At 63.8% G+C, this 23025-nt stretch carries 17 protein-coding genes; 9 read left to right on the top strand and 8 right to left on the bottom strand.

The features are described 5' to 3' along the window. Positions 1-386: 386 nt before the first annotated feature. From acnA to NATPE_RS11725, 3 genes are all read left to right on the top strand, one after another. Positions 387-3149, top strand: coding sequence for an aconitate hydratase AcnA (gene acnA, locus NATPE_RS11735; protein WP_006181685.1), 2763 nt, complete (start codon positions 387-389; stop codon positions 3147-3149). A gap of 187 nt (positions 3150-3336) precedes the next feature. Then, complete coding sequence (locus tag NATPE_RS11730) at positions 3337-3963, top strand: CHRD domain-containing protein (RefSeq protein WP_006181684.1); 627 nt, start codon at positions 3337-3339, stop codon at positions 3961-3963. A gap of 217 nt (positions 3964-4180) precedes the next feature. After that, positions 4181-6376 (top strand): thioredoxin domain-containing protein, encoded by a 2196-nt coding sequence (locus NATPE_RS11725; protein ID WP_006181683.1) that lies wholly within the window; start codon positions 4181-4183, stop codon positions 6374-6376. Between the two features lie 27 nt (positions 6377-6403). Here NATPE_RS11725 and NATPE_RS11720 read toward each other — a convergent pair whose 3' ends face one another. The 3 genes from NATPE_RS11720 to NATPE_RS11710 all read right to left on the bottom strand — a co-directional run bounded on the left by NATPE_RS11720 (position 6404) and on the right by NATPE_RS11710 (position 10181). Further along, a complete protein-coding gene (locus NATPE_RS11720; RefSeq protein ID WP_006181682.1) occupies positions 6404-7738 on the bottom strand; it encodes a metallophosphoesterase in 1335 nt (444 codons plus the stop codon). A gap of 130 nt (positions 7739-7868) precedes the next feature. Continuing rightward, a complete protein-coding gene (locus tag NATPE_RS11715) occupies positions 7869-8243 on the bottom strand; it encodes a TlpA family protein disulfide reductase (protein WP_006181681.1) in 375 nt (124 codons plus the stop codon). A gap of 417 nt (positions 8244-8660) precedes the next feature. Then, on the bottom strand, positions 8661-10181 hold the full coding sequence (locus tag NATPE_RS11710) for an aldehyde dehydrogenase family protein (protein WP_006181680.1): 1521 nt from the start codon (positions 10179-10181) through the stop codon (positions 8661-8663). A gap of 567 nt (positions 10182-10748) precedes the next feature. On the opposite strand from NATPE_RS11710, the gene NATPE_RS11705 reads away from it, so the two are divergent. The 6 genes from NATPE_RS11705 (at position 10749) to NATPE_RS11680 (ending at position 17401) form a co-directional block, all read left to right on the top strand. Further along, positions 10749-11891, top strand: coding sequence for a Na+/H+ antiporter NhaC family protein (locus tag NATPE_RS11705; RefSeq protein WP_241432757.1), 1143 nt, complete (start codon positions 10749-10751; stop codon positions 11889-11891). 20 nt (positions 11892-11911) lie between these two features. Then, on the top strand, positions 11912-13078 hold the full coding sequence (locus NATPE_RS11700) for an ISH3-like element ISH27-2 family transposase (protein WP_012289254.1): 1167 nt from the start codon (positions 11912-11914) through the stop codon (positions 13076-13078). Between the two features lie 180 nt (positions 13079-13258). Continuing rightward, entirely contained in the window at positions 13259-13867 is a 609-nt protein-coding gene (locus tag NATPE_RS11695; RefSeq protein ID WP_006181678.1) for a Na+/H+ antiporter NhaC-like protein, read from the top strand. Positions 13868-14012: 145 nt separating this feature from the next. After that, a complete protein-coding gene (locus tag NATPE_RS11690; protein ID WP_006181677.1) occupies positions 14013-15398 on the top strand; it encodes an aspartate aminotransferase family protein in 1386 nt (461 codons plus the stop codon). A gap of 84 nt (positions 15399-15482) precedes the next feature. Next, the gene (locus tag NATPE_RS11685; RefSeq protein ID WP_006181676.1) at positions 15483-16463 is read left to right on the top strand and encodes a PLP-dependent cysteine synthase family protein; all 981 of its coding nucleotides are present in this window, start codon (positions 15483-15485) and stop codon (positions 16461-16463) included. Positions 16464-16594: 131 nt separating this feature from the next. Beyond that, positions 16595-17401, top strand: coding sequence for a hypothetical protein (locus tag NATPE_RS11680; protein ID WP_015299073.1), 807 nt, complete (start codon positions 16595-16597; stop codon positions 17399-17401). Between the two features lie 24 nt (positions 17402-17425). Here NATPE_RS11680 and NATPE_RS11675 read toward each other — a convergent pair whose 3' ends face one another. The 5 genes from NATPE_RS11675 to NATPE_RS11655 all read right to left on the bottom strand — a co-directional run bounded on the left by NATPE_RS11675 (position 17426) and on the right by NATPE_RS11655 (position 22998). Next, the gene (locus NATPE_RS11675; protein WP_006181674.1) at positions 17426-18016 is read right to left on the bottom strand and encodes a DUF5804 family protein; all 591 of its coding nucleotides are present in this window, start codon (positions 18014-18016) and stop codon (positions 17426-17428) included. A 172-nt stretch (positions 18017-18188) separates the two neighbouring features. Continuing rightward, on the bottom strand, positions 18189-19367 hold the full coding sequence (locus tag NATPE_RS11670; protein WP_006181673.1) for a tRNA sulfurtransferase: 1179 nt from the start codon (positions 19365-19367) through the stop codon (positions 18189-18191). 83 nt (positions 19368-19450) lie between these two features. Then, positions 19451-20704 (bottom strand): MFS transporter, encoded by a 1254-nt coding sequence (locus NATPE_RS11665; protein ID WP_015299072.1) that lies wholly within the window; start codon positions 20702-20704, stop codon positions 19451-19453. 122 nt (positions 20705-20826) lie between these two features. Beyond that, a complete protein-coding gene (locus NATPE_RS11660) occupies positions 20827-21696 on the bottom strand; it encodes a hypothetical protein (protein WP_006181671.1) in 870 nt (289 codons plus the stop codon). 96 nt (positions 21697-21792) lie between these two features. Then, entirely contained in the window at positions 21793-22998 is a 1206-nt protein-coding gene (locus NATPE_RS11655) for a methionine adenosyltransferase (RefSeq protein WP_006181670.1), read from the bottom strand. Positions 22999-23025 lie beyond the last annotated feature (27 nt).

The following is a 23025-nucleotide window of genomic DNA, read 5'->3' as shown; positions in this document are numbered from 1 at the left end:
TCGACGCGGAGTTCCGTAGACGAGATCCCAAGCCGATGCCGAGTCCACGTTCGGTCGAACGCCCGGTCTTGGACGATAGAGCGGCCGGCGATCGCCATCGTTTCGAAGAAACGGCCCGTTTCACACCGGGATTCGACGAGTCGGTGAGACGACTCTGCGGGAGCCGATTCGCGTACGTGTCAACGCGACAGGTGTACACAGCCGATTCGGAACTGTCGTGGCGGACTCCGATTCGATCCGTGCCCCGACCGATCCGTCCCGGCGACTCGCGACTCCCGTTGCCACCGTCCGGCAGTGGTCAACCGGCACACCGACAAATAACGGGTCCAGGCCGACATACTTGCGGTTCTCGACGGATTCAAATCACGGGGGCCCCAATTCCGGTCATGGCAACTGACGATTTCTCGGACGCGATCCGGGAGTTCGAACACGACGGCGAGACGTACAAGATGGCCGATCTCACGGTCCTCGAGGAGCGGGGCCTCTGTGACCTCGAGAAACTGCCGGTGAGCATCCGGATCCTGCTCGAGTCGGTGTTGCGTAACGCCGACGGGGAGACGATCGATGACGACGCCGTCCGGGCGGCGGCCTCGTGGGAACCCGACGTCCCGGACGCCGAGGTGCCGTTTACCGTCTCGCGGGTCGTCCTGCAGGACCTGACCGGCGTGCCGGCGGTCGTCGACCTCGCGGCGCTGCGCTCCGCGGCCGATCGCAAGGGCGTCGACCCGACGGTCGTCGAACCCGAAGTCCCCTGTGACCTCGTGATCGACCACAGCGTCCAGGTCGACCACTTCGGCAGCGACGACGCATACGAGAAGAACGTCGAAATCGAGTACGAACGTAACGAGGAGCGATACCGCGCGATCAAGTGGGCCGAACAGGCGTTCGACGAGTTCAACGTCGTCCCGCCGGGAACCGGGATCGTCCACCAGGTCAACCTGGAACACCTCGGCCGCGTCGTCCACGAGCGCGAAGTCGACGGCGAGCAGTGGCTCGTGCCCGACACGCTCGTCGGCACCGACAGCCACACCCCGATGATCGGCGGTATCGGATCCGTCGGCTGGGGTGTCGGCGGTATCGAGGCCGAGGCCGCGCTGCTCGGCCAGCCGATCAACATGAGCCTGCCGGAAGTCGTCGGCGTCCGTCTGTCGGGCGATCTCCCCGACGGTGCGACGGCGACGGACCTCGTGTTGCACATTACCGAGCGGCTCCGTGAGGTCGGCGTCGTCGACAAGTTCGTCGAATTCTACGGTCCCGGCGTCTCGGAACTCTCCGTGGCGGACCGGGCAACCATCTCGAACATGGCGCCCGAACAGGGCTCGACCATCAGCATGTTCCCCGTCGACGAAAAGACCCTCGAGTACCTCGAACTCACTGGTCGCGACGAGGACCATATCGAACTCGTCCGCGAGTACCTCGAGGCACAGGGGCTGTTCGGCGAACAGGAACCGGAGTACACGGAGACCGTCGACTTCGACCTCGGCGACGTCGAACCCAGCCTCGCGGGCCACAAGAAGCCCCACGACCGAATCCCGATGGGCGACCTCGATGACCACTTCCCGGCCCTGCTCGAGGAGGAGGGCGTCATCGGTCCCGGCGGCGAGCCGGCGATCGGCGACGGCAGCGGCGCGAGCGCGGCGGACGCGACCGACGCTGGACCGGGACTCCCGCTCGACGAGAAAGTACCCGTCGAACTCGAGGACGGCACCGAGATCGAGATCGGTCACGGCGACGTCCTCGTCAGCGCGATCACGTCCTGTACGAACACATCGAACCCGTCCGTAATGGTCGGTGCCGGCTTGCTGGCCCGTAACGCGGCCGAACGGGGACTCGCGGTGCCCGACTACGTCAAGACGAGCCTCGCGCCCGGAAGCCGCGTCGTCACGGAGTACCTCGAGCGAGCGGAGCTACTCGACGATCTGGAGGAACTGGGCTATCACGTCGTCGGCTACGGCTGTACGACCTGTATCGGGAACTCCGGGCCGCTCCCGGAGCCGATCGAGAACGCCATCGACGAACACGATCTCTGGACGACGAGCGTCCTCTCCGGCAATCGGAACTTCGAGGCCCGCATCCACCCGAAAATCAAGGCCAACTATCTCGCCAGCCCGCCGCTGGTCGTCGCCTACGGCCTCGCGGGACGGATGGATATCGACCTCGAGAACGAGCCGATCGGCACCGACGACGACGGCGAGGCGGTCTACCTCGAGGACATCTGGCCCGACACCGAGGAGATCCGCGACACGATCCACGACAGCGTCTCGCCGGAGATGTTCGAGGAGAAGTACGCCAGCGTCTACGAGGGCGACGAGCGCTGGGAGGCACTCGACGCACCGACCGGCGCGGTCTACGACTGGGACCCCGAATCGACGTACATCCGCGAGCCGCCGTTCTTCCAGGACTTCCCGCTCGAGAAACCCGGCGTCGACAACGTCGAGGACGCCCGCGCACTGTTGACGCTCGGTGACACCGTCACGACCGACCACATCAGCCCCGCCGGACCGTTCGGCGAGGACCTGCCAGCCGGCCAGTGGCTCAAAGAGCGCGGCGTCGAGCCCTACGAGTTCAACACCTACGGCTCGCGCCGTGGCAACCACGAGGTCATGATGCGTGGCACCTTCGCGAACGTCCGCATCAAAAACGAACTGCTGGACGGCAAGGAGGGTGGCTACACCATCCACCACCCGACCGGCGAGGAGACCACCGTCTTCGAAGCATCCGAGCGCTACCGCGAGGAAGACACGCCGCTGATCGTCATGGCCGGCGAAGAACTCGGGACCGGCTCGAGCCGTGACTGGGCCGCGAAAGGGACCGACCTGCTCGGGATCCGCGCGACCATCGGCAAGAGCTACGAGCGGATCTACCGTGACAACCTCATCGGCATGGGCGTCTTGCCCCTGCAGTTCCAGGACGGCGAGGGCTGGGAGGAACTCGGCCTCGAGGGCGACGAGTACTTCGAAATCGAGGGCTTAGAGGACGGTCTCGAGCCCAACGCTGAGCTGACCGTGACCGCCGAAGCCGACGACGGCACCGTCACCGAGTTCGAGGTCACCGCACAGGTCGACACGCCGATGGCTGTCGAGTACGTCGAGAACGGTGGCGTTCTTCACCTCGTACTCCGACGACTGCTGCAGGAAAAGACGCAGTAGCGACCTCGAGACCGACGGATTCGGTTTTCAGTTTGCCGTTCGGTCACCGCAGTTGCCCGTCTGGCCGCAGGCGGCGATAAACGGGCGATTGCAGCGCGGAGACCGTCGGATTACTGTCGGACGTATCGCGTTGGTGTGTGAGAACTATGGTGTCCCACGTCGTTCGTTGCCGGGAGGTGCCAACGCGATGCACGAACCCGATTCCACTCGACGGACAGCGCTGAAAGGACTCGCCCTTCTCGGTGCCGGTACGACCGGTATCGGCGTCGCAGCGGCCGAGGACCACCGTAACGGCGACGGGAACCACGGTGACGACCCCGGAGACGGCCAGCGGTCTTCCCCTTCCGGCCTCTTCGTCGCAACTCTCGAGCCCCGAGAGGGTGTCGAGACGGACGCACGGGGAACGGCGTTGGTTCAGGAACGGCAGGACGGGCTGAAGTTCGTTCTCCAGGTCTCGAACCTCGAGAACGCGTTTATGGGCCACGTTCACGAGGACGAGACCCTCGGCCCGATCGCCGTCTGGCTGTACGATTTCCTGACGCAAGACGAACGCCTCGAGGAGGGCCGTTTCTCCGGGATCTTGGACGCCGGGACGATCACCGACGAGGCTGTCGCGGAGGGACGCGTGCCGGAGGCCGAATCGGAGACCGTCGACGATCTGCTCGGCAAGCTCGAGGCCGGCGAGGCGTACGTGAACGTTCATACGGAAGCGTACCCCAGCGGCGAAATCGCCGGGGCCCTCGTCCCGTTCGATCCGTCGGACATGATGCGTCGCGGTGGTTTCGACGACGGTTCCGAATCGGACGATCCCTAATGCGAATCCGACACGTCCAGCGCGGGGCCGCGAACGGAGGCAGCGGCACCGTCTCGGAGCCAGTCGGTATCGGGTTCCGAACTGGCGGTGTTTACGCGCGCGAGTCGTAACTCAGTGGGCGAATCGTTTCAGTGGCTCCGATAGCGATGCCATCCGCTAGTCGCCGACGAGCGGCGGGCACGCCGGCCTTTTACAGCGGCCGGCCGTAGGGCGAGCCATGACCGACCCGACACGGCGCAACCGGCTCGACGAGGAGGAAAGCCCCTACCTGCGCCAGCACGCGGACAACCCCGTCAACTGGCAGCCGTGGGACGAGCAGGCCCTCGCGGCCGCGAAAGAGCGCGACGTGCCCATCTTCCTCTCGATCGGCTACTCGGCGTGTCACTGGTGTCACGTCATGGAAGAGGAGAGCTTCGCCGACGAGGCCGTCGCCGAGATACTCAACGAGAACTTCGTCCCGATCAAGGTCGACCGCGAGGAGCGCCCGGACGTCGACAGCATCTACATGACCGTCTGTCAGCTCGTCCGCGGACAGGGCGGCTGGCCGCTCTCGGCGTGGCTCACCCCCGAGGGCAAGCCCTTCTTCATCGGGACCTACTTCCCGCGGGATGGCGAGCGGGGTCAGCCCGGCTTTCCGGACCTCTGTCAGCGGATCAGCGACTCCTGGGAAAGCGAGGAGGACCGCGAGGAGATGCAACACCGCGCCCAGCAGTGGACCGACGCCGCCAAAGACCGCCTCGAGGAGACGCCGGATTCCGCGGGGGTCGACGCCGGCGTCGCTGCGGAGCCACCCTCGAGCGACGTTCTCGAGACGGCCGCCGACGCCGTCCTCCGGAGTGCGGATCGCCAGTACGGCGGGTTCGGCACCGGGCAGAAGTTCCCCCAGCCCTCGCGGCTGCGTGTCCTCGCGCGGACGTACGACCGCACCGGCCGCGAGGAGTACCGCGAGGTACTCGAGGAGACGCTGGACGCGATGGCCGCCGGCGGACTCGCCGACCACGTCGGCGGCGGCTTTCATCGCTACTGCGTCGACCGGGACTGGACGGTCCCCCACTTCGAGAAGATGCTCTACGACAACGCGGAGATCCCACGGGCCTTCCTCGCGGGCTACCAGCTTACCGGCGAGGACCGCTATGCCGAGACCGTCGCGGACACGCTGGCGTTCGTCGATCGGGAGCTGACCCACGACGAGGGCGGCTTCTTCAGCACCCTCGACGCCCAGAGCGAGGATCCCGAAACGGGCGAGCGCGAGGAGGGCGCGTTCTACGTCTGGACCCCCGAGGAGGTCCACGACGTCATTGCGGACGAGACCGACGCCTCGCTGTTCTGTGCCCGGTACGACATCACGGAATCGGGCAACTTCGAGGGGCAGAACCAGCCCAACCGTATCGCCCGGGTGTCTGAGCTGGCCTCGCAGTTCGACCTCGCGGAGAGCGAGGTCTTGAAGCGACTCGACTCGGCCCGGAAGCGGCTGTTCGAGGCCCGCGAGGAGCGGCCCCGGCCGGACCGCGACGAGAAAATACTGGCGGGCTGGAACGGGCTGATGATCTCGACCTACGCCGAGGCGGCGCTGGTACTCGGCGAGGACGAGTACGCCGAAACCGCGGTCGACGCCCTCGAGTTCGTCCGGGATCGACTCTGGGATACAGAGAGCCAGCGCCTCTCGCGGCGCTACAAAGCTGGTGACGTCAAGGTCGACGGCTACCTCGAGGACTACGCCTTCCTCGCGCGGGGCGCACTCGATTGCTATCAGGCCACCGGCGACGTCGACCACCTCGCCTTCGCGCTCGAGTTGGCCCGGGTCATCGAGGCCGAGTTCTGGGACGCCGACCGCGGGACGCTCTATTTCACGCCCGAGAGCGGCGAGTCGCTCGTGACGCGACCGCAGGAACTGGGCGACCAGTCGACGCCCTCGTCGACCGGCGTGGCGGTCGAAACGCTGCTTGCCCTCGATGAGTTCGCTGACGACGATTTCAGCGAAATCGCCGCGACCGTCCTCGAGACGCACGCGAACGAACTCGAGGCAAACGCGCTCGAACACGCGACGCTTTGCATCGGGGCCGACCGGTTCGAAGCCGGCGCGCTCGAGGTGACCGTCGCGGCCGACGAGTTGCCGACCGAGTGGCGCGAGGCGTTCGCCTCGCGGTACTTCCCCGATCGGCTGTTCGCGTTGCGACCGCCGACCGAGGCGGGCCTCGAGACGTGGCTCGAGACGCTAGGGCTCGCGGACGCGCCTCCGATCTGGGCCGGCCGCGAGGCCCGCGACGGCGAGCCGACGCTGTACGTTTGTCGCGATCGGACCTGCTCGCCGCCGACCCACGACGTGGACGAGGCGCTCGAGTGGCTGGGAGAGCATGCGGCGGTCGAAGGCTCGGGAGCGGGGACGCTCGCGGAGGACGAAAGCCCGTTTTGATCGGCCGAGCGGGAGGCGTTCGCCCGCTCAGTCGTCCGACTCGAACGTCGGATCGCGGTCCGCATCGGCGACGACCGCTCGATCGGGGAGGGTCGGCGTCGGGGCTCGGCCCAGCGTGAGCAGGCGTTCGGTGCGGGTGATCTCCGAGGCGCCCGGATCGTCCTTCTCTATCTCCTCGAATTCGACGGCCACGCCGTTGGCTTCGGCGGCGATCCGCACGGCACACAGCTGATAGGACGGGTAGAACACCGGCGGGAGGACCCCCGCGACGACGTCGCGGCGGTGGAGGCGCTTCAGCCACGTGCCGGTGTTGACGAGCAACCGGCCCTCGACATCGTTCAGCAGCGGGCGATGGGTGTGGCCGTAACAGAAAACCGCCGTCTCAGGACGTTCGGCGAACACCTCGCGGGCGGCGGCCGCGTACGGCTCGTCGGGGTCGACGGTGAGGTCCGCCTCGAACACGCCGAACCGGTCGACCGTCCGCTCGACATCGCGGAGGATGAAATAGAGCGGAACGCCCGCAAGCACCAGGACACCGGCGATCGCCGCGTTAGCGACGAGGAGGAAGTGGACCGCCTCCCCGACGAGGCCCAGCCGGGTGAGTATCGCGTCCGCCGTCTCGACGGGCATCGTCCAGATGCCGGCGACGTCCAGTCCGGCGAGTACCGCGAGCAGGACGCTGATATTGAACAACAACAGGACCGGGATCACGGCGTACCGAAGGAGTGGATTCATCTCCCGATAGAAGTACTTGGAGAGGAGCCAGCTGGGGACCCGTTCGGTCGGCGTCACCGCCTGCACGTCTTTCAACCAGTTGAACCGCCCCCGTTCGGACAGGCGGCCGGCCCTGCTCGTCACGTTGGTGTTGTAGTAGTAGCCGAGCGGCCGCTCGGACGGATTACCGAAGTCCTCGAACCGATTGTTGGGATCGCGCTGGTGGCCGTGTTCGAAATAGATCGTCCGGTCGCCGACCGACCGGGTGAGCGATTCGGCCCGGACGAGGTCGACGTTGTATTCGGCCAGTCGCTCGCCGTACTCGTCGTACGCCGCGAGTTCGTTGTCGTGGTTGCCCGGCAACAGCGTGATCGGCACCGAATCGCCCGTCTCGCGTAACTGTTCGAACAGTTCGGGATACCGCTCAGTCAGGATATCGAACTTCGCCGGTCCGTCGACTTCGGTGAACTCCCACAGCCCGAACGCATCGCCGTTGATGACGAGTTCCGCGTCCTCGTCGGTCGTCGCGAGCCGCTCGAGGAAGGCGAGCAACTCGTCGAGGAAGTCGACCTCTCCCAGTTGTTCGTCGCCGCCGATGTGGAGATCGCTGATCACGTAGTGGACCGAATCGTCGCCGTCGGCTGCCATAGCGTTTCAGTCCGACGGCGGAACGGATAGTGCTGGGGCCTTCCTGGCGACGAGACGCGCCGCTGGTGGCAGTGTCCACGCGCCAGCGCAGACAGCAACCGAACGGCAAAACAGAGACGGTCGGGATCGCTTATGCCAGTTCCCGCTCGAGCTGGTCGGCCAGCCAGACTGCCGGCGGCACGTCTTCTTCCTCGACGAACCGGACGATCTCCTCGCCGTCGTCGGTCTCGACGACGATCGTCGGGATGTACTCGATGTCGTACGCCTCGACGCCCGGTCCCTGCTTGTCCTCATCGACGTTGACCTCCTCGATACGGTCATCGGGGACCTCGGCTGCCTCGAGTGCTGCACCGAAATCGGGCAACAGAGCGCGACAGTCCTTACACCAGTCCCCGCCCCAGACGGTGTACACGAGTTCGTCGTTGTGCGCTGCGAGCGTCTCGACCGCCTCCTCGTAGGACGCCGCGTCCCACGTGGGGTTCGGCCGCATGGTCTCGAGACTCATACGCACGACTTGTCGGTCGGTGGGCTTAACGGCGGTGTTTCCGACGGGAGACTCGCTCGAGGATCCGTTCCCACTGTTCGGCTCTATTGGAAGTACAGTTATTGGACAACTCCCGGCTCGAACGAAGCACGGTGTGTGTTGGACGATTGCTTCGACAGGGAGCCCAGCGCGCGTATTTTCAGGTGTCGACTGTCGGCTCCCGCATCCCGTGGCGGCCTCGCCTTGGTGACGTTGCCGGGACTGTCCCTGAACGAACGCCGATCGGGGGTGTACAACTCGAATCCACGCTTCGCCATCCGGCCGTTGGCTCGCTTTCTGGCCACACGAAAGCAACCGATATCCCCGCAATCGACTCCCTGTTCGAATAGCGGTAGCTGCTCCGTGAAAAGACGGAATCGTGGCTGTCGGGCGCAGTCGCTATAGCTCGGGCTCGTCGAGTCGCATGTTGACCGTTTTCGTCTGCGTATAGTGATCGAGCGTTTCTTCAGCGCATTCACGGCCGATTCCAGAGCGTTTGTACCCGCCGAACGGAACACCGAGGTCGTCGCCGGGGTATTTGTTAACTGCGATCAGTCCAGCTTCGATATCCGAAGCAGCCTGATGGGCGAGGGATGCGTTTTCGGTGATCACGTATCCCGCGAGCCCGTACTCGATATCGTTAGCCATCTCGATCGCTTCGTCGTAGTCGGAGAACGTGAGGAGACACTCGACTGGGCCGAAGATCTCCTCCTGTGCAATTCTCATATCGTTACTGACGTCGTCGAAGATCGTCGGCTCGATGAACCATCCGTCCTCGAGGTCCGGATCGTCTGGAGCGCTCCCCCCAGTCAGTACGGTTGCGCCTTCCTCTGTCCCGAGTTCGATATAGTCCGTGACCTTCTCGTACTGGCCCTGATGTGCCAGGGGGCCCATCATGGTCCCCTCTTCGAGGGGATCGCCAACGGTGTAGTCGGCTGCGTGGTCGAGGAACGCCTCCGTGAACTCCTCCTTAATGTCCTCGTGGAGGAGGATACGCGACGCGGCGTCACACGCCTGCCCAGTGTTGTAGAAGATGCCGTCCGCGGCCGCTTCGGCAGCGGTTTCGACATCTGCATCGGGGAACACGATCATAGGGCTCTTCCCACCGAGCTCAAGCGTCACCGGTGTGATGTTGGCCGCGGCTGCCTTCATAATCGTCTCTCCGGTCAGATCCTCGCCAGTGAACGCGAGCTTGCGAACGTCTTCGTGTTCCGTCAGTGGAGCGCCGGCCTCTTCGCCGTATCCGGGAACGACGTTCAAAACGCCGTCAGGGAGAATGCCCTCGGACAGTTGAGCAGCGTATAGAGCAGTCAGCGGTGTGAGTTCTGCGGGTTTTATCACGACGGTGTTCCCGGTCGCTAGCGCGGGGCCGACTTTCCACGATAGAAGATAGAGGGGGAAGTTCCACGGCGTGATCTGTCCACAAACTCCGTAGGGTTCGCGTTGTGTATACACCAGGGAATCCCCGTCAACGGGGATCTGCTTTCCGCCGTGTGACCGTGCGATATCCGCATAATACGAGAGGAAAGCGACCGCACCGTCGATCTCTTCTTTTGCGTATTCGAGTGGTTTCCCCGTGTCGAGGCTCTCGAGAAGACCGAGTGTGTCACGGTGTGCCGAAAGTTCATCGGCCCACTCGTTTAGCAACGCGGACCGCTCGGTGACTCCGAGATCGCTCCATTCTCCCTTGAAAGAGGATTGTGCAGCGTCGACGGCAGTCTCGATATCCTCGCTGGTACATCGTGGGACTTCTGCGATCGTTTCGTCGATCACTGGGTCCGTCGTCCGGAAGGTCTCCCCGGTGCTTGCCGATCGCGTTTCGCCGTCAATCCAAGCGCCGAAGGTGATCTCCGCAGTTGCTTCGTCGATCGCGCGGCGGTGTCGCTGCCGGATCTCTCCGTGGGATTCCTCGTTATCCATACACGGTGTGATTGCTTCCAATCTTATTAAACGTTGTTCATAATTCTCCTATTAAGTTGACTCTGGGTCGATAATGAGGGAGAAATAGAAATCGATAGCAGCGGTACTGTGTCGGAAATCTCCCGCCGATGTGGTGCGGGCATGAGGAACGTCGGGCACTGTCCGTTCGAGAAGTGAGTGGCCCACCGCGAGAAACACGGTTTCCCCGTAGTCGGGTTTCTCGTCGGCCGATCCGGTTCTCGGACTGCTTGCCCTCGAGTCGATCCGGACGACCCAACGATATCGACCGAACCGCGTCGAACGGGGTCCCCCACCGTCAAATTCGGAGCGGACGGTTCCGGGGTGACGAGCGGACGAGTACTCGAGAGGACGATCGAACGGATGGTGTAGTACTACGATCACCGTCGGCTCCATCGGCGCTTGACGGACGAAGCAAGTCGTGGCGGGACGGTTCCCGACTGTCCCGATGTTGTATGCTGTTCAAATAGAATCATATCTGTAGAATTTAGACCACATATTGTGCGCTAGTAGTAAACTATATAGTGTGAAACCCTCATATGTTGGACCATGTCAGCCACGACATACGGTGCATGGTCTCTGTTGCCACTGATACTCGCGATCGGTGTCGCCATCAAAACTCGGAAAGCGATTATCGGGCTGTTTTTAGGTGTCTGGTCCGGAGGCGCGATTTATCGCTACTTCGATGGGGTTGATCTCGCCGCAAGTCTCTTTAACGGGGTCGGGCTCCCGTCCTACGAACCGCTCAATATTGTCGTTGGTATCATTATCGCTGGATTCTGGGGTTCGATCGATGCGCTTCAGTGGATCTCGGAGTCAGTCGGTGAAAGCGTGTTCAACATGCAGATCATCCTCTTAGTTCTGTTCTTAGGTTCCGCTATTGCGATGATCTGGAAGTTGGGTGGGACACTCGCCGCCGCAGAGAAGGTCACTGAGTACGTCGATAGCAAACGAAAAGCCGGGCTGGCAGCGTGGCTAATGGGCATCGGGTTATTTTTCGACGATTACGCCAACGCGGCGATCGTTGGGACGACGATGAAAGACATCTCGGACGAGCTTAATATGTCTCGCGAAAAGCTGTCCTATATCGTCGACTCTACGGCCGCACCGGTTTCGACTCTTGCATTATCTTCGTGGGTCGCCTTCCAGATGTCAATGATCAACACTGGCTACGAAGCAACGGATATTCCGGCCAGTGAAGTCCCGTCTTCTTTCTTAATATTTATCAAATCCATCCCGTTCAACATGTATTCTATCTTGGCGATCGTCATGGTTGGGATTATCGTGGTCACCCAGCGCGACTTCGGTGCGATGCTGTCTGCGGAACATCGTGCCCGTGAAACCGGGAAGGTCAACGGGGAAAAGGCACAGCCGATGCAGGACATAAAAGGGGAACTGGGAGATCCTATCGAGGGAGCGCCGAGAATGCTCCGGACGTTTTTCGTTCCCGTCCTCGTTCTTCTGGGTGTCGTCACGGTCGGTGCAATCATAACGGGATACGAACCCGGACGAACACTGCGAGAGATACTGATCAACGCGAACTACATTTTCACCATCGTCGTTGGTTCGTTCGCGATGGTCGGGTCGACGTGGTACTACGCATACTTCTACGACTATATGTCAGTCGGTGAGAGCGTGGACACCTCCGTGAAAGGATTTAAGATTCAGTACATCACAAAGCCGCTTAGTTAGAACGTCTGCTTGCTGAAGGTGTGTCTACGACCCAGCAAGCAGACAGTGAGATTCACGAGGACCAGCTCCTTAACTTCCTCGTCAACTGCCTTGACGAGGAAGTTTCTCTCAACCTCGCCAACAACGCTGAAATCGGTGCAGAGGACATCTACGAGGTCCTCGTCGGCGCGACCGCCGACGGGACCTCGATCTCGACGCTGTGCAACTCCAGTGAAGACTCCCCATCGGCGAACACGATTCTCTATCATCTACGGACGAAGTTCGAGCCGGAACGGCTCGAACGCGTCGCTAACACGCTTCTTCGCCGAGACATCGTCGAACTGCTCCCCGAGCAGGTGGAGGTCTGCGCAGACCTCCACCTGCGGCCCTACTACGGTGATGAAGACGACACGGAGAACCTCTATCACTCGGAAGCCAAGCGTGGAACCACCGCATTCCACGCCTACGCCACACTCTACGCGCGTGTGAAGAACAAACGCTACACGCTGGCGGTGCGCCGTCTCGAAGACGGCGACACCGCCAGCAGCGTCCTCGCTGAGTTCCTCGGTGTCCTCGACGGCCTTGACACCGACGTCAAGGCCGTCTATCTTGATCGCGGATTCTACGACAGCAAGTGTCTCACGCTGTTACAGACGCACAACTACGCCTACGTTGTCCCGATCATCCGGTGGGGTGAAGCGATTCAGCAGGAACTCTCGGAAGGGTGGAGTCGCGTCATCCAACACGATCTGACGGGGAAACTCGACGGTCACAGCTGGACCGTCGAGTTTCCCGTCTACATCGACTGTACGTACCTGAACGGACGGTACGACGAGCACGGCGTGGCGCGTCACGGCTACGCCGCTGACGCGCCGTTCATCGAGAATCCACGCGACGCTCGATACCACTACTCGAAACGGTTCGGTATCGAGTCGAGCTATCGGTTGTCTGAGCAAGCGATAGCGACGACAACGACGCGAGACTCCACGGTGAGACTGCTGTACGTCGTGGTGAGTCTGCTGTTGCAGAACACGTGGCGGTATCTGCACTACGAATACGTGGCGACGCCGCGCCGAGGCGGGCGTCGCCTCTGGTGGTGGCCGTACAAGGAGTTCGTGAATATGGTTCGACGGGCAGCGTGGACGGCCCTCGCGGTGCGTCGGGCCGTCCCCGCGAACCGGCCACCAGACGACCGGTTCCACCGGTAGTCACCCACCGAGTACGGCGTCTCCGCAAGTGGCAACGCTGTCGCGTCGGCGGCTGAGCGCCGCCGACAGCGACAGCTCCGCCTTCGATCAGCGTTGCTCAACCGTGATCGACGACTCACCACAACAGAACAGATGGCTCAAGTCGGATTAGCCGGCGATGCTTTGTGAGGTACTGAGATTATGCTGACGCCGCTGACGATCCTCGTGTTGGCGTGGACTATTGGCTCTGTCGTCGAACAGCTGGGAACTGGCGAATACGTTGCAACGTACGCGACGATGGTATTGACGCCTGAAACGCTCCCCATCGTTGTTCTGCTGATTGGATCGTTCATGGCGTTTACGATGGGCGACTCTTGGGCCGTTATGGCGGTTCTGACTCCCATCGCAGTTCCGCTCGCCTGGGAGCTTACCGCCAGTCACACGATGGTCGCTGTCGTCGTCGGCGCAACGTTCTCAGGAGCCATCTTCGGAGATCACTCTTCGCCAGTTGCTCCAACGACGGTACTCGCGGCGACGTTCACCGGAGCGGACCTGATAGACCACGTCCGAACACAGGTTTACTACGCGCTCACTGTCGTCGCAGTTTCCACGGTCTTACTCCTGACGTGGGGGTACGGTTCCCCCATTTGGGGACGCTCGATCTGGGCAGCCGTCGCACTACTTCTCGTTGGGAGCGTCCTCCTGACCGGTATCGTTTATTTCCTTTCGGGATGGGACGCGAGGCGAAAGAACATCTCGGCTACCGTCACGAATCACGAAACGCATAGCGTGGAGGCCGGTGATGACTGACCCATCTCAGAGATCTAATTAGTCGGCCCTCGATCCGTCCGGCCGTAGCCGACCCCTTGTTTGAACGGAGTGCAACTATAATCCTATTACTCGTTCAATATCCTATATAAGAAAGTTTTATTACATTTGGGTCCAGATAACGCGTATGGACCTGGACAACCCCGACCACAAAGAACTGTACCGTGAACGCACACAGGGTAACAAGGAGTTTTTCGAACGTGCGAAGAAAGTGACGCCGCTCGGTGTCGAATCCAACGTGCGACATTTCGATCCGTATCCGATCTACGTGAATCGCGCGGAAGGATCGTACGTTTACGACGTCGACGGGAACGAATACCTCGACTTCTTGATGGCTCTCGGTCCCAAAATCTTGGGTCACAATCACCCTGCTGTTACTGAAGCAGTGAAAGAACAAGCAGAGAGGGCTGATCTAACCGCCACTCCACAGGTCATCAGTATCGAACTGATGGAAAAAATCGTCGATTGGGTTCCCAGTATCGAGAAGGTCCGTTTGACAAACAGCGGTTCGGAAGCGACCATGCACGCTCTCCGCGTAGCTCGATCGTATACTGGCAACGACAAGATCGCCAAACCGGAAGGTGGCTACGGCGGTGCACACGATTATCTTCTCCAGAGCGTCCTCGCTGACGAAGACGCATTGGGAGACGAAAAACGGCCGAATACGGTGTCATACGGGTCGGGAATTCCAGACCAAATCAGCGATCTCACTGTCGCGTTCCCCTTCAACGATAAGGAAGCGACGGAGGAAATCCTCCGAGAACACGCCGATGACTTAGCCGCAGTCATCATCGAGCCGGTTATGTTTTCAGCTGGCTGTCTGAAACCGCAGGACGGCTACCACGAATTCCTCCGTGACCTGACGGACGAGTTGGACATCGTCCTGATTTGGGACGAAGTCATGACCGGCTTCCGTCTCGCTCCGGGTGGCGCCCAAGAGCGGTTCGGGATCGAACCGGACATGACGACGTTCGCGAAAGCGGTCGGCGGGGGATATCAGATGGCCGGATTCGGCGGAACGGCCGACATCATGAACGAGATTATCCCACCGGACGAATCCAACGCACAAGAGAGTTGGCAGACGACGGCGTTCCACGGTGGAACGTACAACGGCCACCCCGTCTCGGCAGCCGCCTCGCTAAAGACCCTCGAGGTCCTCGAGGAGGAGGACGTCTACGCCGACATCGATCGAAAAGGGGAACTGCTCTTCGATGGGTTACAGGACGTCATCGACGACGTCGGCATTCCGGCCCACGTCGAGTACATCGGTTCGGCGGGTCAGGTCCTCATGATGGATGACGACCTGGACGGGTTCCGCGATCTGTTCGGCGCAAACGGCGACCAGTTCAACGACTGGTTCGTCGAGGCCGCTGCTCGCGGCGTTCTCTTCGGCATTCCGCCGCAAGGCGAGCGGTTCTTTACTGCGTATAGCCACACCGAGGACGAAATCGAACGCGCCCTCGAGGTAGCCGAGGATGCGTTCAAGGCGGTCGACCACGAGTACGACCAATAACGCTGTCGGTCCCCGCCTCTAGTAGCCGGCACGTCCTGCCTCTGTCCAGCACGGGTTTACGTCTCGAAACCATATTGTGGGTCAATGAAAGGGAGTATCCTAGACACGATCGGCTCGCCGCTGGTCCAGGTCGACTCGCCGGAGGGCGCGACGGTCGCGGCCAAGATCGAATCGTTCAATCCCGGCGGCTCGGCCAAGGACCGGCCGGCCCGCGAGATGGTACGGGCCGCCGAACGCGACGGGCTGATCGAACCCGGCGACTGGCTCGTCGAACCCACGAGCGGCAATACGGGGATCGGCCTCGCGCTCGTCGCGGCTGCCCGCGACTACGACCTGACGATCGTCATGCCGTCGGACAAATCGAAGGAACGCCAACAGGTCATGGCGGCCTACGGGGCCGACCTCGAGTTGGTCGACGGCAACATGGAAGATGCCCGCGCCCGCGCGGAGGAACTCGAGGCCGAGGGTGCGGTCCAGCTCGGCCAGTTCGAGAACCCCGCGAACCCCGAGGCCCACTACAAGACGACCGGGCCGGAGATCATCGAACAGGTCGGCGACCGCGAGATCGACGCCTTCGTCGCCGGCGTCGGCACCGGCGGCACCATCTCGGGGATCGGCCGACGGCTCCGCGAGGAGTATCCCGAGATGGAGATCGTCGCCGTCGAACCCGAACGAAACGCCGTCCTCTCGACCGGCGAATCCGGCAACGACGAGTTCCAGGGGATGGGGCCGGGCTTCGTCAGCGACAACCTCGATCTCGACCTGCTCGATCGCGTCGAGACGGTGGCGCTCGAGGACGCCGAGGCGGAGTGTCGCCGCCTCGCGCGCGAAGAGGGAATCCTCGTGGGCCAATCGAGCGGCGCGACCAGTCTCGTCTCCCAGCGGGTCGCCCGCGAGATCGCCGATCCCGCCCTCGAGTGTCCGGAGGTCCCGACGGCGTTCGACGAGGGCACGCAACCGGCCTCGCCCGAGACCGACGGCGGACAGGTCGACGACTGCCCGCTCGTCGTCACGGTCTTCTGGGACAGCGGCGAGCGCTATCTCTCGACCGGCCTCTTCGATTGACCGGCTCGAGCAGCGCGATTTCGCCCGGCTCGTCGTGTCTTCGTCGACCCGTTCCCCGAATCGATCTGGTAAAAATAACTCTTTGACCTAGCCGAACCGCCTTTAGGGTCCCCTTCGTACGGTCAGGTACAATGACACGCCCCTCCAGGCGGACGCTACTGAGTAGCACTGCAGGATTGCTCGCGCTCTCGGCCGGCTGTATTGCCGACGGGACCGACGACTCGCCCGACGACAACGACGAGAGTGACGATCCCAGCGAAGACGACCCCGGATCGGACGACGGAGGCGAGGACCTCCCCGAGGAGGTGGCCGGCTACGAGACACAAAACTACCAGTTCTCCACGGATACGGAGACGGAGACGTCATCTGTCGACCTCGTCCGGGACGCCGACGACGCGACCGAGTGGCTCGAGACGCGTACGCTCTCCGACACCGACCCCCTCACCGGCTTCGTCGACGACACCGACTTCGAGACGTCGGTCCTGGTCTCGCTCGAGTCCGAGGCACCGAACCCCTGTTACGAGTTGGTCCTCGAGTCGATCGATGTCCAACCGATCGAGGACGACGAGACCGACGAGGGGAACGAAACCGACGACGGGAGCGAGACCGACGGCGACGACGAACCCAGTAGCAGCAGTACCGGCGGCGACGGCGAGACCGATAGCGATGGGACGGACGGAAGCGCCGACAAGGAACTCGTCCTCGAGGCAGGTGTACGGGACACGGCGGACGAGAACGAGGCCTGTACCCCGGTGATCACGACCGTCGGCCGGCTCGTTCGGGTGACCTTCGAATCGGAGCCGCTGACGGCGCTTTCCGCGACGGTCGTCGATCACGAGGGCAACACCAGCGGTGCCTTGATGCGCAGCGACAGCGCCAGCGCGTCGGAGAGTACGAGCGTCGAGTCGGACGACGGAACGGCCGAGGACGGCTCGTAACCGCTCGAGCGAACGACGGCCCCGCTACGGCGTATATTCCGTCTCGGTCAGGCGAACGACCAGCGTCTCCGCGACGTCCCGGAGATCGTACTCCGGAAGATCGCCGTCCGTTCGCCGGACGTACAGCGGCTCGACGAGCCGATAGGTCGGTCCCCCGCCGGCTCCGCTCGAGGCTGCAGTGGCTTCGTTTTCTCCACCCTCGCTCGCGGTCGTGGACTCGTCGTCCCCGCTCGGGGCCGCCGTATCAGGTGTGTCGACCTCGTCGTCGACGGCGGGGGCGACTCGCTCGAGGCCGTAGATCTTGCAGAACTCGCCGGTCTCGTCGGCGTCGACCTCGCCGTTCCGGAGTTGCGTCGCGAGCGCTCGCGAGAGCCACTCGTCGTCGCTGATGCTCGGTTCCTGGACGAACGCCTCGTCGACGAACCGCGTGCAGTACCAGTTCAGGTCGTTCAGCAGCGAGACGGCGGCCCCGACGCTGACCGTCCGCAGGGCCAGCGAGTTCTCGAACGGCCGCTCCAAGTCGTAGGTCGCGAGCGCCTCGCGGGCCGTCTCCCGCGAGAGGAGTTCGTACTGGAGGTCGCTCCCGGCCTCGCCGATGAGACAGACGCGGGTCACTGGTTCGTGGTGTGTCCGACGGCGTAATGGGGGTTTCGGCTTCTCTGTGATGAGGATCGACTGGATCCGCTGGCGGAGACAGCACGACTACGAAAGCCCCTTTCAGACCCACCCAAGCGGTGGTTGGTCGGGCGGGCAGGAACGGCGTGAAAACGAGCGGTTCGAAGACGGCTCAGGGTTCGACCAGTTCGGCCCGTTTCGCGGCTTCTTCGGCGCGCTCGAGCAGGTCGTCCGGCTCGTGCTCGAGCAGGGGCTTCAGGCGGGCGTTAGTCTCGACCTGATCGGGAGTGACGCGGTTGCAGCCGGCGTCGATCGTCGAGTCGCTGAAGGTGCCGATCTCGCGGGCGCGGGCGACGATGTCCTGCTTGTCCCAGGTTAGGAGCGGCCGGTGGATCGGGAGCCGGGTCGCGCGGCTGGTGACCCCGAGGTTGCGGACGGTCTGGCTGGACTTCTGGCCGGCGGCCTCCCCGGTGACGATGCCGTCGGCGTTGACGCGTTCGGCCAGCGTCTCGGCGGCCCGGTAGAAAAAGCGCCGCAGGGAAAGCATCCGGCCCTGTTCCATCTGCCGGACGAGTAGGTCGACCGTCTCGCCGCCAGGGATCCGGTAGACCTGCATGTCGAAGTTCGGCGCGTAGTCCGAGAGGAGTCGGACCGTCTCCATCGCGCGGGCCTCGTGGTCGATCCCGCCGTAGTCACCGAGGTCGACGTAGGCCGGCACGATCGGGCTGCCGCGACGCATCATCTCGTAGGCCGCGACCGGCGAGTCGATGCCGCCGCTGACCAGGGCGATGACCGGCTCCTGGGAACCCAGCGGGAGCCCACCCGGCCCCTCGCGCTGCTCGAGGTAGTGGAAGGCCGCGTCTTCGCGGACCTCGACGCCGAAGGTCAGGTCGGGATCGTCGAGATCGACGTCGGGCTCGAACTCGTCCTCGACGGCCGCCCAGATGGCGTTGCCCGCCTCGCGGGCGAGGTCCTCGCTGTCGTAGGGCAGGCTCTTGTCCGCTCGGCGGGCCTCGACGGCGAACGTCCCGCCGTCGTAGTGTTCGCGGGCCGTCTCCTCGAGGGCCTCGAGGATCCGCGCTTTCTCCGTGCTGGTGGTCAGGGCGGGGCTGGCGGAGACGACGCCGAAGGTGTCGGTCGCGGCGTCGGTGGCGGCCTCGACGGCGTCGGCGTCGGTGTGGATCAGCGGCCGGCTCCACCGGCGCTCGACCTCGCCGGGAATCGACCGTGCGGACAGGAGGGCCTCGAGGTTTTCGGCGAGGAGGTCCTCCATGTACCGCTTGACGGTGTTGCTCTTGGTGTTGACGTCCCCGTGACGGACGAGGACGGTGTCGGCTCCCGGGGGGTGCATGGACTGTGATAGATGATCGGAGCTATAAGGGGGTTGCGAGGTACGTCTCGGCCTCGAGCGATCCCGACGAGTCGCGGACGCTCTCAGACGATCGATTCCTCGACCGTCGGGCTCAGGCTGCCGGTGTAGGTATAGATCCCGACCACGAGGGTCGCCCCGGCCAGCAGCGGGATCGTCGCGCTGAGCGCGTACAGCACGTCGAAGCCGATCGCCTCGGCGAAGGGCAGCGAGAGCAGCGGGCCGACCGCGCCGCCGACGTCGCCGAAGACGTTGTTGGTCCCCATCGCCCGTCCCATCCGGTCCTCGGGCGTGAGGTCGGCCAAGAGTGCGGTCAGCGGGCCGCCGACGCCACCCTGTCCCGCACCGATCAGGGCGCAGGCCCCGACGACGATCGAGAGCGACGGCGCGAGCGTCAGGACGGCGAACCCGAGACAGCTCGTCACGAGGAAAACGAGCAACACCGGAACGCGAGCCCCGACGGTGTCGCTGATCTTTCCGCCGAGAATGGTAAAGAGCGCGCCCGACAGCGCCGAGACGGCCATCAGCAGCCCGGAGGTCCCCTGCTCGCCGTACTCGAGGCCGACGCCGGCGAACTCGAGGGTAAGGACCGTCGACTCCGCGTCGAGGTACAACACGAGCGTCGAGAAGAGGACGCCGAAGTACGCGAAGTAGAGTCCGAAGTTGACCAGGCCGACGGTCAGCGCGGGGAGGGTGGTCTCGAGGTCCCACGGCTTGATCGAGGTATCAGGACTGTCGACGTGGGTCTCGGGGACGATGAAGTAGGCGATGATACTCGCCAGCCCGGCGAAGCAGGCAGCGAGGACGAAGGCCGTCGCGTTGCTGTAGACCTCGCTGACGATCCCGCCCAGTACCATGCCCGCGGGGAAGCCGAACGTGATCCCGGCGCGGACGATCCCCATGCTCTCGCCCCGCGATCCGGCGTCGCTGACGTCGGCGGTGATGGTGTAGGCCGTCGCGAACACGAGGGCGCTGCCGACCCCCCAGCAGACCCGCGCGAGGACGAACCAGAACTCGGGCACCGACGACGTGATCGCGACGACGTAGCCCGCGGTCGCGGCCCCTTCGATCGCCAGCCCCGCGACGAACGGTTTCCGGGTCCCGATCCGGTCGACGAGCGCGCCGGCCGGCCCGTTGGCGACCAGCCGCGTCCAGCGGTTCGCCGAGAGGATGACGCCGACCATAAACGCCGAGATCCCGAGTACCTCGCCGAGGTTCGGCAGGATCGGGAAGACGACCCCGCCGCCGAAACCGACGAAGAAGGTACTCGCGACGACGGCGTAGACCACGCGATTCGAACCGCTTGAGGGGAGGTTCACGGATGATCGTTCTCGAGGGATGCCGATTCGTAACGTGCTATCAGTGTTACACACTGTCGTCGCCAAAGGATCTGTCGAACCCGGCGATCACCCGACGTGGCGGCCCTCGGCCGGTACCGGGGTCATCCCTGCTCGCTCTCGGACTCGGCGATTACGTACGAATACTCGAGACGTTCCCGCAGCCTCCCCAGGGCGTCGGTAGCCGCGCGCATCGTGTCTCGGTCGGGGAACGCGATTCGGGTCGGGGGAGCCACCGATTCGGGATCGAGCAGGTACCGCAGAATCCGGCGTGGCCACGTATCCCCGGCCGACGGAGCCCACCGGAGGACGAGTTCCTCGCGGTTCGGGACGGGACGAACACGTTGGAGTCGATCTAGTTCGAACGCCGACCAGCGGTCTCGATCGGTGTCTCCCTCACGCCGGCGCAGTACGTCCCACGACAGTTCGTACCGGTCGCCGTTCGATCGCCACGTAACGAGTCCGTCGATCGGAACGACGGTCGAGCGAGGAACCGATTCGAGTGCGTCGGTGACGGCCTGCAGTAGCGCGTCACAGCCGTCCGCGTGCAGTTCCCGAATATGGGCGTGATGGGGAACCGACCGATAATACCACGTGGTGTCGGTACGGACGACGAACTCCTCGAGGGAGAACACGCGATCGACCCACGCGTCGGTATCGTCCCGATCGACGGCCAGCACCGACCGGACGACATCGGCGTCGTCGGGGAGCGTCGCCCGATACTCCGTCCCGGAACCCGTGAGAACCCGATCGGGTCCGCGGACGCGCTCCAGTCGTCCGTCGGGGTCCAATCGGGAAGCCGCCCCGTCCTCGAGACGCAGATGGACTGCGGTTCCCAAGGAGGTCACGGCGTCGACGACACGGTTCTCGACGGTGATCCAGCCGGTCTCGTCGTCGTCGGCGACGCCGGACGGTTGCCGCGTGATGACCCGGTGGGTTGCCGCGCGCTCGTCGAACGGCTTGCGGAGGGCCATTACCGGACGGCACGCGATCCGTGGACAAAACGTCACCCATCCGACGTGGCGCTATCGGTTTCGGGACTGGGCCGCAGTTCGGATCGAGACGCGCGCTCAGAACGTCGAGAGTTCGCCCTCGATCACGCTGCGCGTGATCCCGGTGACGTCGGCGAGTTCCGCGTCGACGATGGCCGCGACGTCGTCCTCGACGTCCGCGACCGAGACGCCGTCGTCGGTAACGACCTGAACGTCGGCGACGTGGGGCTGGTCGATCGGCCGGCCGATCTGGGAGAGCAGTCGCACGCGCAGGTCGCGGATGCCGTCGACCTCGCCGACGACCTCCTCGGCGATCGCCGTCGAGAGCAGGTTGTAGATCTTCCCGATGTGATTGACCGGGTTCTTGCCGCTGGTCGCTTCCATCGACATCGAGCGGTTCGGCGTGATGAGTCCGTTGGCGCGGTTGCCGCGACCGACGGAGCCGTCGTCGCCCTGTTCGGCGGAGGTGCCCGTCACCGTGAGATAGATCGACCCCTCGTCGTAGTCGTCGGCCGTGTTGACGTGGACGTCGACCGCGCGATCGGTGTGGTCGCGTGCGACGCCGTCGACGAACTCGCGAACCGACTCGACTGCCTCGACGTACTCGTCGAGATCGGCGACGTACTCGTCGACCATCGCGGCCGCGACGGTGACGTCGATCTCGTCGCCCTCGCGTTTGCCCATGATCTTCACGTCCGGCCCGAGTTCGGGGTGTTCGTCGGCGTACTCGCCGTTCAGCCGTCGCTCGGCCTCGAGGACGATCTGCTCCGTCTCGGTCAGCGGCGCGTGGCCGACACCGAAGCTGGTGTCGTTTGCCATCGGGACGCTGACTTCGTCCTCGCCGAAGACCTCCTGCAGATCGCCGCTGCCCTCGCCGAGCTTGACGTCGACGACGACGTCCTCGCCGACGGTCAGTTGCGGGATGTTTGCCTCGAGGTACTCCCGCGCCGCTCGCAGCGCGATCGTCTCGGCGGGAATCGTCTGGCCCTCGTAGTGTTTGGTCGCGCGGCCGACGATCAGTAGATAGATCGGGTCGACGACCTCGCCGCCGCCGAAGGCGGGCGCGGCCTCGCCCGCGACGAGCTGGGTCTCGTCGGTGTTGAAGTGCAGTACTTCGCCGACGCGGTCCAGATACTCGCGGGCAAGCGCCCCGGCGACGCTCTCGGCGATGCCATCACAGATGGAGTCGGGGTGACCGATTCCCTTTCGTTCGACGATTTCGACCTCCTGATCCTCGACCGCCTGCCGGTCGATGGATTCGATACGGATGTTCCGCTCGCTCATTGGCGGTTCTTGACGGACCGCGTTCGT

Source organism: Natrinema pellirubrum DSM 15624, from assembly GCF_000230735.2.
Taxonomy (GTDB): domain Archaea; phylum Halobacteriota; class Halobacteria; order Halobacteriales; family Natrialbaceae; genus Natrinema; species Natrinema pellirubrum.
Note: the sequence above shows the minus strand (reverse complement) of the source record. Positions and strands in the feature narration are given on the sequence as shown.

Coding starts and splice junctions, on each gene's coding strand:
- NATPE_RS11730 (WP_006181684.1), top strand. CDS start 3,337: ATGCACGAACCCGATTCCACTCGACGGACAGCGCTGAAAGGACTCGCC.
- NATPE_RS11670 (WP_006181673.1), bottom strand. CDS start 19,367: ATGCACCCCCCGGGAGCCGACACCGTCCTCGTCCGTCACGGGGACGTC.
- NATPE_RS11715 (WP_006181681.1), bottom strand. CDS start 8,243: ATGAGTCTCGAGACCATGCGGCCGAACCCCACGTGGGACGCGGCGTCC.
- NATPE_RS11710 (WP_006181680.1), bottom strand. CDS start 10,181: ATGGATAACGAGGAATCCCACGGAGAGATCCGGCAGCGACACCGCCGC.
- NATPE_RS11685 (WP_006181676.1), top strand. CDS start 15,483: ATGAAAGGGAGTATCCTAGACACGATCGGCTCGCCGCTGGTCCAGGTC.
- NATPE_RS11680 (WP_015299073.1), top strand. CDS start 16,595: ATGACACGCCCCTCCAGGCGGACGCTACTGAGTAGCACTGCAGGATTG.
- NATPE_RS11725 (WP_006181683.1), top strand. CDS start 4,181: ATGACCGACCCGACACGGCGCAACCGGCTCGACGAGGAGGAAAGCCCC.
- NATPE_RS11695 (WP_006181678.1), top strand. CDS start 13,259: ATGCTGACGCCGCTGACGATCCTCGTGTTGGCGTGGACTATTGGCTCT.
- acnA (WP_006181685.1), top strand. CDS start 387: ATGGCAACTGACGATTTCTCGGACGCGATCCGGGAGTTCGAACACGAC.
- NATPE_RS11660 (WP_006181671.1), bottom strand. CDS start 21,696: ATGGCCCTCCGCAAGCCGTTCGACGAGCGCGCGGCAACCCACCGGGTC.
- NATPE_RS11690 (WP_006181677.1), top strand. CDS start 14,013: ATGGACCTGGACAACCCCGACCACAAAGAACTGTACCGTGAACGCACA.
- NATPE_RS11705 (WP_241432757.1), top strand. CDS start 10,749: ATGTCAGCCACGACATACGGTGCATGGTCTCTGTTGCCACTGATACTC.
- NATPE_RS11720 (WP_006181682.1), bottom strand. CDS start 7,738: ATGGCAGCCGACGGCGACGATTCGGTCCACTACGTGATCAGCGATCTC.
- NATPE_RS11655 (WP_006181670.1), bottom strand. CDS start 22,998: ATGAGCGAGCGGAACATCCGTATCGAATCCATCGACCGGCAGGCGGTC.